At 41.5% G+C, this 13,188-nt stretch carries 11 protein-coding genes; 8 read left to right on the forward strand and 3 right to left on the reverse strand.

All coding sequences use genetic code 11. The features are described 5' to 3' along the window. Positions 1–706: 706 nt before the first annotated feature. From CJD30_RS07740 to CJD30_RS07750, 3 genes are all read left to right on the forward strand, one after another. Positions 707–1,909, forward strand: a complete 1,203-nt coding sequence (locus CJD30_RS07740) for an outer membrane protein transport protein (RefSeq protein WP_294918054.1) — start codon at positions 707–709, stop codon at positions 1,907–1,909. 178 nt (positions 1,910–2,087) lie between these two features. Beyond that, positions 2,088–3,098, forward strand: coding sequence for a hypothetical protein (locus CJD30_RS07745; protein WP_294918055.1), 1,011 nt, complete (start codon positions 2,088–2,090; stop codon positions 3,096–3,098). 20 nt (positions 3,099–3,118) lie between these two features. Beyond that, the gene (locus CJD30_RS07750) at positions 3,119–3,928 is read left to right on the forward strand and encodes a hypothetical protein (RefSeq protein ID WP_294918056.1); all 810 of its coding nucleotides are present in this window, start codon (positions 3,119–3,121) and stop codon (positions 3,926–3,928) included. 110 nt (positions 3,929–4,038) lie between these two features. Here CJD30_RS07750 and CJD30_RS07755 read toward each other — a convergent pair whose 3' ends face one another. The 3 genes from CJD30_RS07755 to CJD30_RS07765 are packed head-to-tail and all read right to left on the reverse strand — an operon-like array spanning position 4,039 to position 6,045. Next, positions 4,039–5,079, reverse strand: a complete 1,041-nt coding sequence (locus CJD30_RS07755; protein WP_294918057.1) for an Mrp/NBP35 family ATP-binding protein — start codon at positions 5,077–5,079, stop codon at positions 4,039–4,041. Then, positions 5,069–5,443: a hypothetical protein gene (locus tag CJD30_RS07760; RefSeq protein ID WP_294918058.1), complete on the reverse strand. Its 375-nt coding sequence runs from the start codon at positions 5,441–5,443 to the stop codon at positions 5,069–5,071. Before CJD30_RS07760 ends, CJD30_RS07755 begins: the two co-directional genes overlap by 11 nt. After that, positions 5,440–6,045: a hypothetical protein gene (locus CJD30_RS07765; protein ID WP_294918060.1), complete on the reverse strand. Its 606-nt coding sequence runs from the start codon at positions 6,043–6,045 to the stop codon at positions 5,440–5,442. Before CJD30_RS07765 ends, CJD30_RS07760 begins: the two co-directional genes overlap by 4 nt. A 301-nt stretch (positions 6,046–6,346) precedes the next feature. On the opposite strand from CJD30_RS07765, the gene CJD30_RS07770 reads away from it, so the two are divergent. From CJD30_RS07770 to CJD30_RS07790, 5 genes are read left to right on the forward strand one after another with little or no spacing between them, the layout of a single operon-like run. Further along, a complete protein-coding gene (locus CJD30_RS07770; RefSeq protein ID WP_294918062.1) occupies positions 6,347–7,468 on the forward strand; it encodes a rhodanese-like domain-containing protein in 1,122 nt (373 codons plus the stop codon). Positions 7,469–7,478: 10 nt separating this feature from the next. Continuing rightward, positions 7,479–10,391, forward strand: a complete 2,913-nt coding sequence (locus CJD30_RS07775) for a molybdopterin-dependent oxidoreductase (protein ID WP_294918064.1) — start codon at positions 7,479–7,481, stop codon at positions 10,389–10,391. Between the two features lie 9 nt (positions 10,392–10,400). Then, positions 10,401–11,498, forward strand: coding sequence for a 4Fe-4S dicluster domain-containing protein (locus tag CJD30_RS07780; protein ID WP_294918066.1), 1,098 nt, complete (start codon positions 10,401–10,403; stop codon positions 11,496–11,498). Continuing rightward, the gene (locus CJD30_RS07785; protein ID WP_294918068.1) at positions 11,498–12,700 is read left to right on the forward strand and encodes an ethylbenzene dehydrogenase-related protein; all 1,203 of its coding nucleotides are present in this window, start codon (positions 11,498–11,500) and stop codon (positions 12,698–12,700) included. Before CJD30_RS07780 ends, CJD30_RS07785 begins: the two co-directional genes overlap by 1 nt. Beyond that, entirely contained in the window at positions 12,700–13,098 is a 399-nt protein-coding gene (locus CJD30_RS07790; protein ID WP_294918070.1) for a hypothetical protein, read from the forward strand. Before CJD30_RS07785 ends, CJD30_RS07790 begins: the two co-directional genes overlap by 1 nt. The last annotated feature ends 90 nt before the right edge of the window (positions 13,099–13,188 follow it).

Below are 13,188 nucleotides of genomic sequence, written 5' to 3' on the forward strand. Positions count from 1 at the left end.
GTCGCCGCCTGGCTCTCAGAATTTCTTCTTCTACTAAAATAATCAAAAAAAACTTCTCACTCAAAATCAAAAGCAAATCTACTAAACTGTTGTCTTTAAAATCTCCAATTAAAGCTATGTATTAAACGATCCTATTACGCTCTCTGACTCCTGTTAGCTCGCTAATTCATATTTGGTCATTCAATTTGTGCTACTTCCCTATCAGATACCCTATTAGCTCTCTCCTCCTAATGTTAAGCGTGCTCGCATTCTATGTTCTTACTGAAACGTCTCTATAAATCATAAGACGTACGTATACGCCGTAAAAAATTATAAAACCATGAGAGAGTATATCTATCAATAATAAAATGCTTTCTGAGGCTTATTTCATGCTATATAGACTAATTTACGTTTATGTATCACAAAATAGTCACACATACTGTTACCAATATTCACATCCATGAAGAAAATTTTTATTGAAAAAAAAGAGTTTTATTTCATATCATAGCTTAATTAGGCGCTTAACATGACTATATGGTCAATTTTGACGAAATATTGCTATAAGATAATCCTATTAATACGTCGTATTACATATTTAATTCGTTTTATAAGAAAAATATATAATGTGATATTTTCGTGTTAAGTTCCGATTAATTTTAACCCTCCTATAATGATGTTGTTAACGAACTGTTTACTGGTTCGAAATAAAACTGTTCGAGGAGAATTAATGAAACGTTCAATTAAAATCGCGGTTGCTGCGGCTATCGCTCTTAGTGCTACTTCAGCATTTGCTACCAATGGGGATCACTTAATCGGTATGGGTGCAAAAGCACGTGGAATGGGTGGTATCGGTATTGGTATGTCTCATGGTGCTGAATCGGCTCTTGCTAATCCTGCATTAATCGGAAGTGTTAAAGGAACAGAGGTTTCATTTGGTGGAACTATTTTTATGCCAGATGTAGAAACCAATTTAATGGGTGCAGGTGGTGTAAAAAGTGATGCAGACCTTTCTGTAATTCCTGAAGTTGCAATTGCACAAAAAGTTTCTGATAACTTCAGTTGGGGTATCGGTATGTTTGGTACAGCTGGAATGGGTACAGACTATCGTGATACTGGAATGAATATGAATATGGTTACAAATTTGCAGTTAATGCAATTCGCAGTGCCATTGGCATATAAAACTAACGGATTCAGCGTTGGTGTTGCACCAGTACTTCAATATGGCTCATTGGATATTAAATACAAATTAATTGGATTTGGTGGTTCTGAAAGTACTACACAAGGTGTTGCACAAGATTTTGGCGCAGGTTACAATCTTGGTGCAGCCTATGAAACAAACGGTTTGACAGTTGGTGCTTCTTATAAATCTTCTATTGATATGACATATAAAGGTCAAATTAAAGCTGCTACTACACAGTTTAATGGACTGATGAGTACGGCAATTCTATCAGATAATTTGGAGCAACCGGCTGAAATGGGAGCGGGTATTTCATACAAGATGGCAAACAATACATTTGCATTTGACTACAAAAAAATCAAATGGGGAAGTGCAAAAGGATACAAAGATTTTGGTTGGGAAGACCAAAATGTTTATATGTTCGGTTATCAATTCACACAAGACAATTGGGCATTACGTGCAGGTTATAACTATGCAAAAAATCCAATTAAAGAACAAAACGGGGCTACAGCTCAAGGTGCTGTAAACAACTTTTTCAATTTGTTAGGATTCCCGGCTATCGTTGAAAAGCACTACACTGTAGGTGGAAGTTATGCGTTTAATAAAATGACTTCACTTGATCTAGCGTATGTATATGTTCCAGAAACAACAGAATCGTATAGTGTAGCAGCAATGAATGGGGGGACTCCAGCTGCTATTTCAACAAAACACAGCCAAGATGCTGTTAGCATGCAACTTAACTTCAACTTCTAAGTTATTTCTCCTTCTCTCCCATTGGGAGAGTTCACAATTTACTCACTTTTTACAGCGATAATCAGAGTTCATAGTTTTTGAGTTGTTGTTATCGTTTATTTGATTGTTTTGTGATAGAATATACTCTTATAAACAGAGGCATCACGGCTCGATAGCGATTATTACGAAGGAGAATAGTATGTTTAGTAAATTACTAATCGGTGCAGCAGCATTATCATTGGCAGCTTCAATGGCATTTGGTGCTCAAGGGGCAAAATTCTATGTCGGTGAAGGCGATAAAGAAAAAGTCTATATGGATATGGTCAATAACAAAATGAATTCATTAGGTTTTGTTCTATCTGATCCGCATGAGCGTATTAATGATGCGTACAAAACGAAATGGGGTACTGAGTTTAAAACGGTAAAAGGGACTCAAGAAAAGCATCCTGATTTCGATCCGACATTTAAAGAGACGTTGGATAACTTAGGGTTTTTCTCGATCACTAATGATTCTGTTGTTGGACCATTGTTGATGAAAGAGCCATCATTGGGCGGTTTTTCTCCGTTCAATTTGCACATTTACAAAAAAATGGGTGAAAATAAAACCTATGTTGGACACGTAACACCGGAAGCTATGCTTGATATCGTCGGTGTGAAAGATGCGGATGTACGTGCTAAATTCGCAGCATCGTTTGTACCGCTTGATAAATTGGTCGAAAAAGAGATCGGCAGTAAAGTTCAAACGGTGGACTACAAAGCATTGCCGGCTAAACCGATGATGACGTTTGAGGTTCCGTTTGAGCGCGGAGCAAGTTTGGATGCATTCAAAAGTGATTTCCAAAGTAAATTTGAGTCTGCGTTCGAAGCAAATAAATACATCATCGCAGGATATAAAGATATTAAAGGTGCTATGACCGATAACAATATCGAATTCGGCCGTTATGATGAGTATTGGGTTTACTCACTTTGTCATTTCCGCTTTTCTGAGGGGATATTCAACAAAGGGCGTCCGGATGCGGGAGCATTTGCACCGTGCTCAATGTATATGTACGTAGAAAAAGGTTCTAACAAATTGATCGTCGGTATGCCGCGTCTAGAGAACTGGATTGCTGTTATGGGGATCAATGATCCAAAAATGGTGGAATCTATCCGCAGTTTAGATAAAGAGATCACCGGAATCATGGTCGGATTGGGAGCGAAAGAAAAATGAAAAAATTCTATTCACTACTAATGAGCGCACTCGTAATCGGATTTTGCGGATGTGCGGGTGTATCTCCTGAAGCAGAAGCAGGGGTTAAAGTAGAAAAAGTTATTTCCGCTTATAAAATTGGAGCGTACAGCGATGTTGAGAGCGTGAAATCAAAACTCGCTTCTGCAGGCTTCGAAGTTGTAGGAACAAAAGCGACTGACAGTGGAACGACTGTTTTATTTACGAATGCTCAAATGAAAACAATGGCCAATAAACCGACACGTGCTCTTGCGGCTGTTGGACGTATTTTGGTAGATGATGAACATAAACAACTTAGTATCGCGAACCCGATTTATTTTGGAAAAGCATTCATGCAAGGCGAATACAATCATGCAACTTCTGCTGCGACATTGGCCGCTTTGGAAAAAGCATTCGGTCCTTTGAAAGATTCTGCTGACAAGTGGGAATTTGCAGGGTTGGCAGGATACCACTTTATGGTTGGTATGCCATACTATGAAGAGATGATGGTTGTAGGCGAAGGCTCGACTGCTGATTTGGTCGCCAAGGCTCAAAAAGCAAAAGGGACGACTGCGGTTGTCAAAGTAGGGGAAGATCGCTATGTCGCATTTGTCGAGATGGATCGCCGAACAAACGGATTTGTCAAAAAGACCGGAACTCAAAACGCTCAGCTTTTACCATGGGCAGTATTGATCGAAGGTGGTCAGGCAAAAGCGTTAAGTGCAAAATACTTTATCGCGATTAGCTATCCGTTATTGACAATGAATGAGTTCATGACCATTGCAACGGTACCGGGTGCGATTGAAAACGATTTAAAGAAAATCTTTAAATAACCATTTTGATGGTGATACACTTTGGGGGCAGAGCCCTGAAAGTGGCAGGGACAGTTTGTCCCATGCAACCCCCTACTAAAGCTACCCGCATCTTTCGGATGCGGGAGAACTCACACTCTGAATTTTACCGATTTTAACATATTCTCTACAATCTCTCGATAATAGCTTTTTAATGTATCGTTGCCTAAAACAACGGGAGGCTCTCCGTTATCCGAACCTTCACGAATCTCCATATTGAGTGGAATTTGACCTAATAACGGAATGTTGTAACGTGCTGATAGACGCTCGCCGCCGCCGGTTCCAAAAATATCATAGCGTATTCCGGTATCAGGAGCGATGAAATAGCTCATATTTTCGACGAGTCCTGCCATAGGGACGTGAATATCTTGAAACATACGGATGGAGCGGCTTACATCATCGCTGGCGACCAATTGAGGCGTTGTGACGATCACTCCGGCAGTGATCGGGAGCTCTTGCGCCATAGTGAGTTGGATGTCACCGGTTCCAGGAGGCATATCGATCACTAAAAAATCGAGTTCGCCCCATGCGACATCTTCAAGAAATTGAATCAATGCTGAAACGGCAACGGAAGAGCGCCATACAAGGGGGGTATCCGAGGTTGGTGTAGTGAGGGCGACACTCATAATCTTCAGTCCGTAGTTTTCACTCGGGACGATTTTATTATCATCATTCCATTTGATTTTTTCCATATCGGTATTGGTTAGACGTGGAATATTGGGACCATAGAGATCAGCATCCAAAATCCCGACACGATACCCCTTTTGTGCAAGTGCGATAGCGAGATTGACACTGACGGTACTTTTTCCGACTCCCCCTTTGCCGCTGGTGACTGCGATGACATTTGCGGCATAGGGTGCTCGATTATTCGGGGTTGCACTGTTGCCGTAATTCATATCTTTTTTTGCCGTCATTTTTTTGGTGATATTCATCGATGCGAAATCTTTTGAAAATGATGCTTCGATAGCTGATTTGACCGTTAGATAAGAGTCATCACTCACGGTGAGAAGTTCAATCTGTGCATGGTTATCACTGACTTTGACTTCTGAAATAAGTTTGAGTTCGCCGAGGGTTCGGCTGAGACCAGGGTAGGCGAGAGCATTGAGTGCTTCTTGAAGTTCTTTAGTATTCATATGGATTTCCCCGCATTTCGCGTGCTAAAAGAGCTTTGCTTCCGGTTGCTTTTTGAGCTACTTTGGCTAACGCATTTCGAGCAGCCGGATAGTCGATACTTAGGCGATGACATGCGCTGATCCGCTCATCGATTAGGGAAGTAAGAGATGTAATAACACCTTGAAGGCTCCCTTTTTTGTTAGACTCATTCAAAAGATCTTTAATAAGCATTTCACGTGAGTGCATATGCAACTCAATGCCGTTGGCATTGCCAATGGTAATAAGGTCTGCAGCACTTAAATAAAGGCCCGAAAAAAAAGTATTGAGAAAATGATTCTCTAAACTCATAAATTGACTTCGTTCTTCGAAATGGTGTTTTTTCATGCACGCTCTTCTAGATTGGAATTTGCTGCTTTGCATACATCCGGATCGGTGTCATTTAATAATAATGTGACAATATCTTTCGGTGCAGAGCGATTTTCAGCTAAACGCATTCGAACCATTTTATCATTATCAGCTGTGAGAATTTTGAGAAGCTTGGCCGGTGTATTCGGATTGCCTGAAAGTCCGTCACGAACTATTTTTTCATCGTTGAAGAATTTTTCTAAAATATCACTGGGTGTTGAGGGATTCGAAGCAACCAATGCACGTACTAAATTGATAGAATCATTAGAGAGATGACGAAGTACTTCTACCGGTGTGTGCGGGTTCTTGGCTACAGCCCAGCGTGCCCCCATATCAACAGGATTGCTTGCAATGTCGATGAGTAGATCGACCATGATCTGGCTGTACTCTTTATCACGATCGTATACGGAAGTACGCAAGGATAAGTTCATCGCAACTTGTCCGACAATTTGTTTATCGGTTTTGAAAGCAGTATAAATTTTTTGAACGTCTTCGATGGGAAGTGTTTTGTCTTCAAGTAATTCAATGAGCGTTGAAGTATCGGATGTATTGATGGCATTTTGAACGTTGATATTCTCCATATCGCATCTCCTTAAGCATGTAAATGTAAAAATAATTGTCATACTATCAAAAAGTGATTAAAATGTAATTATTAATTGTTCAATATAAGAGAAATGACAGTATCCGATTTATAAGAAAACATAAAAAAACATACAGTAATCATAGGATAGGTGAAATGTGATAAGTATGTAACAATTTGTAATCCGAATAACGAGAATAAGGGGATTTTTACCATCTATTAAGAGTGGCGTATCTATAATGGAAATGGTAATTCCGTAAATTTACGCACTAGAGTGTGCACATTTAAAAAAAGGAGCACGGATGAACAGATTGCTAAAAACACTATGTGTTGCGGCATCACTGTCGGCGTCAACGGTTTTGATGGCGGCCGATGGGTATAAGGACAATTCAATCCTTATTTCTGCCGAAGAAGCGGTCAAGCTGATTGGTAATCCAAAAGTGATGTTCGTATCGGGTGATAACGAAGATATTTATAAACTCGGCCATATCAAAGGATCGGTAGAGATGTATGCTCACCACCTTCACCATTCAGATATTGATGGTGAAATGCATTGTGCGCCGTTGTACCGTTGTGTTGATGATGCAGAGCAAACGATCGGTAAAAAAGGGATCAGCAATGATATGACAGTTATCGCGTACGATGACTTTAAAGGGCCGAATGCGACAGGTGTTTACTCATTTTTCGACAGCTACGGTCACAAAAATGTCAAAGTACTCAACGGTGGGCGTGCTGCAATTATGGCAATTGACCCTGCTCAAAAAGAGTATGATGCATTGAATAAAGATCTTAAAGCGGCAACAAAAGCGCTAAAAGATGCTAAAGAAGCATTGAAAAAAGAGGGTGCGGATAAAGCAGCTTTGGATGCGACTATTGCAAAAGTACAAGCGGACAGCAAAGCATTGAAAGACAAAATGGTTGAGGTTGAAAAACGTCTTCTTGTTGTCAAAGGGGATGAGGAAGTTAAACCAAAAACCTACAAAATCGATCCTAAAAAAATCAAGTACAATGTAATCGCCGGTAAAGATGAAGTCAAGCATGCGATGGAAGACATCCTCAAAAACGGGAAAAATTCAAAATATGTGATTATCGATTCTCGCGGAATCGGAGAAATTATCGGTGAGCGTAAAATGGATAATGTTGCTCGTGGCGGACATGTTCCTGGTGCTACTTTTATCGAGTGGTCACAAATTTCTGATGCAGATAAAAAACTTTCGTTCAAATCTGCAGAGCAAATTCAAGAAGTGTACAACCGTTATGGGATAACTCCGGATAAAACAATCTATGCATATTGTCACGTAGGTGCCGGACGAAGTTCAGAGCATATTACTGCGCTTCAATTGTTGGGTTACAAAAACGTCAAAGTTTTCACAGGAAGCTGGGATGTTTGGGGTAACGATATGAACCTTCCGATTAAACGATAAGGCTATAATAATGACAAAAGTAATGAACAATCAACGCCGTAATTTTTTGAAAGTTTCAGGAATGACGGCTGCATTAGTGGCTTCACAAGGTTCACTTTTTGCAAAAACCAATGTAATTTCAGTGGAAAACGGGAAAAACAACTACCCGAATACCAATTATACTGAAGAGATGTACCGAAACGAGTTCTCATTTGTTTACGGCAAAAAAGAGGAACACGGATTTGCATACCACTGTGTAAACTGTCAAGGTAACTGTGCGTGGGAAGTTTGGTCAAACAATGGTGTTGTTACCCGTGAAAACCAATCGGCTCGCTATCCGGTAATCAATGCAAAAATTCCTGACTTCAACCCGCGCGGATGTAATAAAGGGGTACAACACTCACAAGTGATGTACCAAAAAGATCGTATCCTTTATCCAATGGTACGTGTCGGTGAACGCGGAGAAGGTAAATGGAAACGTGTCAGCTGGGATGAAGCGGCTGAACGTGTATGTCAAGAGATTTTCAATTGTATGACAGACCCTGAACGCGGGCCGGATAAATTGATGGTTCATGCGGGAACCGGTCTTTTGACCGAAGGTCGCCGTGGTGCACCGCTTCGTTTCTCGACACAACTCGGTGCGATTCGTATCTATCCATCATCATACCTTGGGGATATGTTCTCGGGTGCTGCGATTGCGTACGGTGAGGGTAACGTCGGTTGTACATGGGATTTCATGTATAACGTTGATACAGCGGTTATGTGGGGTGGAAATCCATCTGTCTCCCGTATTCCGGATGCTCACTTCGTATGGGAAGGAAAATATAACGGGGCAAAAATCATCGTTATTACTCCTGAGTTCAATGCAACGGCTAAATCAGCTGACCTTTGGATTCCAATCAAAGCGGGTTCAGACAACATTCTTGCGATGGGTGTTATCAATGTTATTTTGAATGAAAAACTTTATAAACCAGAGTTTATGAAAACATTCACCGACCTTCCATTCTTGGTCGATGTAAAAACTCAAAAAATGATTCGCCGCTCCGATATGGAACATGCAGCGAATGATGAAGATCATCACAAATACATGGAAGAGTTCTATTGTATGAACAAAGCAACCGGTAAAGTTGCATTGATGCCGGGTTCTGAAGGGTCTAAAATCAAATCATTGCGTCTTGATGAGCAAGGGATTGAACCACAACTTGAAGGAACATGGACGATTACGGACATGCACGGTAACAAACGTGAAGTGACAACCGTATTTGAAATGCTCAAAAAATCGGCAGCAAAATTCAGCCCGGAATCGATTCAGGAAGTGACAGGCGTTCACCCGTCTACTACACGTCAATTGGCACGCGATATCGCATTGCCGAAAGTTGTTGAAATCACTACCGGATTCTCATTGAACAAATACTTCAACGGTGTTATGTCTATTTGGAATATTTCATCTATCTGTGGATTGACAGGGCGTATGGGACCGTATGGCGGATTGAATACTGAAAATGAGTTTACTCTCTCAGGATTGGGTGTTCTTGCAGGATTCAGCGGTAAATATAACGCACGTTTCGGATCTGGATTCGTAGGCGAATTCGTATTCGGTGACGGGATGAAAACATTTGATCAGTATTTTGGGGACGAAGATGTTAAACGTGCTCAAAACGGTATGAGCAAAAAAGAGTATATGGCAGTACTTTCTGAGATGCTCAAATCGGGTGAAAATGACAAAATCAATCAAGAATCACATCACGGAAACGTGAACAAACCATGGTGGCAACCGGATTGTGCTCTGATCGTAGCAGACTCTAAATTCCGTCGTAACAAAGGGAATGAGTACCGTAAAGCATTCTTGTCTAAAACAAAATTCTTCGGATATGTTGATTACCGTATGTCAGAAGCTGCTCAATACGCAGATGTATTGCTTCCGGCAAAATCGCACTATGAAGTCTATGACTTACGTACGTCTCCGGGTTACCACCGTTTTACGAACTTGGCTCAGCCGGTTGCAAACATTAAAAATGTCGGTGAAGCGATGGATGAGTGGTCAATGTTTACATTCCTTGCTAAAAAAATGGAAGAGTTGGCAAACCGTCCGGAAAATATTGCAAAAGCAAAAGTACCGGATCATAAAAAATTCGCAAAACCTGGTTTCCATGATTTGACGATTTTCCACAAAGAGTTCACCAATACAGATGCTGAATCTGAGGGCGCAGGTGAGAATTATCTTGGAACTGACAAAATGGCAGTACAAGCGGCATTGGAAAAATGTGAGCAGTATGAGCCGTGGACGATGGAAAAAATGTACAAAGTGGGAGGATTCTTGCTCATCAATGAAAAAGCGGCGAAGTCTTCACCGTTGTACTCTGACCGTCCGTACAGCTCGATGGAATTCCATTTGTATAAATTTGAACGTCTTGAGACACTTTCAGGTCGTCAAACATTCTATGTTGACCACGATATGTACATCAAAATGGGTGCAGCAACCAATACAGGTATGGAAGGGATCCGTCCTCAGTCTAAAGACTATCCGTACGTATTTATGACACCGCATGCTCGATGGTCAATTCACTCGAACTATAAAACATCACGCACATTGCTTCGTTTGCAACGCGGTGTTCCTGCAATTCAAGTAAACCGTGTAGTTGCTGAGTCTAAAGGAATTAAAGACGGCGATACGATCCGTATTTACAATGCTCTTGGTGAGTTCTATGCAATGGCAAAACTCTCATCTTCAGCACCGGCGGATGGATTGGTGTTAGAGCATGGATGGGAACCGTACATGTATTTGAAAAACAAAGGGCACAATGAAGTTGTACCGACATCATTGAATCTTCTTGAAATGGCAGACGGATGGGGTCACCTCAAATTTGGTGGTCTGTGGGATGGTAACCAATACGCATATGACGGCGCGGTTAACTACGAAAAAGCTAAAGACGTACAGTATTAAGGGGTTTAGATGTCTAAAAGACAATTAGCAATGGTAATGGACCTGAATAAATGTATCGGGTGCCAAACATGTACCGTAGCATGTAAAACGCAATGGACGAACCGTAACGGTCGTGAATATATGTATTGGAATAACGTCGAGACCTATCCTGGTACCGGTTATCCAAAAAACTGGATGGAACTCGGCGGCGGATTTGACGCTGCGGGTGATCTTCAGCCGGGTGTTATCCCAAATCTAGAAGCCGATTACGGGGTACCTTGGGATTATAACTATGAGTCATTGATGGGTGGACAAAGCGATAGCAATCACTTTCAACCGCACGTTTCTCCGACATGGGGACCAAACTGGGATGAAGACCAAGGTGCCGGTGCATTCCCGCAAGACAACTATTTCTTCTATTTGCCGCGTATTTGTAACCACTGTACAAATCCGGGTTGTTTGAGTGCGTGTCCGCGTGATGCGATTTTCAAACGCGAAGAAGACGGTGTTGTATTGGTTGACTTGGATCGCTGTCAAGGATACCGCTATTGTATCGCGGGATGTCCTTACAAAAAAATCTATTTCAACCCGAAAATCTCTAAATCTGAGAAATGTATTCTTTGTTTCCCACGTATCGAGCAAGGGCTTCCACCGGCGTGTGCGCAGCAATGTGTCGGTCGTATCCGTTTTGTAGGGTTCTTGGATGATGAAGAGTCACAAGTATACAAATTGGTACACAAATATAAAGTTGCGCTAGGTCTTCGTTCAGATTATGGAACACAGCCGAACGTATACTACATTCCTCCGACCGAATCTCCGGCGAAGTTTGACGCTGAGGGTAAAATCATCGAGGGATCAACACGTTTACCGGTTGAAGAGTTGGAAAAACTTTTCGGACCTGCGGTACACGATGCGATCAAAACGCTTAAAGCGGAGATGAAAAAACGTAAAGAGACCGGTGTTAGTGAGTTGATGGATCTATTGATCGCGTATCAACACAAAGATATGTTCCGCCTTGATAACAACTACTATCAAGAAGTTGCTAAAGCAGCAAAACGTAACCCATTGGCTCCGGTCGATACACGTTACATTGCCGGTAAGTTTACAAAAGCAGGAGGACATCACTAATGAAAAAGCTTCTAACAACTATTCTTTCATTGGGTGTTGCCGCCTCTGCGGCATTGGCAGGGGATTTGAGTCTCACTGCGGTCAAAGTTAGCGATAAACTTGATGCGCTTAATGCTGATTCTGCACTATGGAGCAAGGCGAAATTTGCAACTGTTGCATTGTATCCGCAGAGTGCTATCGAGTTTAACGACAAAGAGGCTATTGAAGCTAACAAAGCCAATAAAGGTAAAAAAGCACAAGTTGCGGCTCTTCACAACGGAAGTGAAATTGCTATCCTTGTCAAATGGGCTGATGGGAGCAAAAATGTACAGGGGATCAAATGTACTGATACCTACAGTGACGGATTTGCACTTCAGTTTGCCGGTACGACTAAAAAAGCTCAACCACTCCCTTATATCGGTATGGGTTCTGATGGACGTCCTGTTGTTGTCCACCTTCAAAAAGCGACCGATAAAGTATATGAGCCAAACGGAAACAAAGATGTTTCTACACAAATCAACCGACAACAAACAGGTGTTTTCGGTAAGGAATTGGCTGAATATGATGCAAAAGTCGTCTCTTTGGCAAATACCGATTTTGAGCGTGTATTTGTAGGAGAAGGGTTCCGTTCATTGACAGAAATCAAAGATAAATCGGTCAAGTCTAATGCAGCGATGAAATATGAGAACAAAGGGTGGACAGGTACACTTGTTCGTTCGTTAAAAGATGACTACGTATCTGCATCAGGTACTGTGCCGGTTGCAATCGCAGTTTGGGACGGTGAAAAACACGGACGTAACGGGTTGAAACTTCTCTCTTCATGGGTTGCAATCAACCTCGAAGGTGAAAAAGCAAACGCTGCGGTTGTAGCAGAAGCAACAGAAACACCAAAAGGGGATGCTGCAAAAGGTAAATTGGCAGCTGAGACCAATGGTTGTGCAGGATGTCACCAACTGGACAAATCAGTTCCGGCTGGAACGATGGCTCCGTCTCTTGTAAATGTCGGTGGATACTCAACTGCTGCATATTTGCGTGAATCAATCTTAAAACCATCTGCAGTTGTCGTACCAGGTTACAATCGTAATGCACACAAAAATACACCTTGGTATACTATTGAAAAAGGGAAACGCGTTTCTACGATGACCGATTACAGTTTCTTGGATAAAGCGACGGTTGAGGATATCGTAGCGTACCTCAAAACTCTCAAAGTGGAGGTAGAATAATGAAAAAAGTAGCATTGATTTGTGCTGCACTCGTTTTTAACGTGTTTGCAGCTGAAGGTCAAGAGTTTGAAGGGTTGCTAACGACTCCTGCATGTGCTGCTCAAGGTGCATTTGCGGATTGTTACTTGGAAAATTATACATGTGGATCAGATGGCTGTTTTAAAAATATTCAACCGGGTGAAACAACACATCCAAAATTGGCACTTTTCCAACATGGAACCGGAAAAGTGTATAACATTGATACTACAAAACTTAAAGTCTCTGAGCTTGGCGAAGGGATGAATAAGAATGGCGTTATCATCGTTGGTACACTTGATGAAAAAACCAATACGATTGAAGCGACGGAATTCAAAGCTCCGCCACCGCCTAAAAAATCGTTCTTCAAAGGGTGCTTATAACCACCCCACCAGCTCTTTTTGGGCTGGTAATTATCTAAACTTTGCTGTCTTAAAGCCCTCGTATGACACAATCTATTACTTTTTTTAGGA

The sequence above is a fragment of the Sulfuricurvum sp. PD_MW2 genome (assembly GCF_002633015.1).
GTDB lineage: Bacteria > Campylobacterota > Campylobacteria > Campylobacterales > Sulfurimonadaceae > Sulfuricurvum.